This window comes from Vibrio sp. 10N.222.49.C9 (assembly GCF_041474985.1).
GTDB lineage: Bacteria > Pseudomonadota > Gammaproteobacteria > Enterobacterales > Vibrionaceae > Vibrio > Vibrio crassostreae_C.
The window spans coordinates 1-317 of the sequence record NZ_JBFRVD010000811.1; the positions used below are offsets into that span (position 1 = coordinate 1).

1 pseudogene is annotated in these 317 nt (G+C 48.6%); it reads right to left on the reverse strand.

The window, feature by feature from the left end:
* Positions 1-317: pseudogene (locus AB4585_RS25725) on the reverse strand (insulinase family protein); the annotation flags it as partial.

The window sequence follows — 317 nt, forward strand, 5'->3', positions numbered from 1 at the left end:
CTCTTCGATCTTCTGGTGTTCCGGCAGTGTTCTTGGCGGCGTTTCAAAGGTCGCTGTCTTGGCCGCTAGATCGAGTTTACCGCGAGGGACTACCGATAAGGTCACCTTGTGCTTATTGTCGATAAACTCTTGATATACCTTATAAATAGACTCTGGTGTCACCTTACGTAAGCGATCAAGTTCAATCTGCAGACGATCGGGTTGCTGATAGAAGGTCTCATTAGACGCCAATTGCGTCACCTTGCCACGCACACTCTGCAGAGCAAAGATTGAGCTTGCTTCTGCGCTGCCTACGATTTGTTGTAGCGAATCAGGAT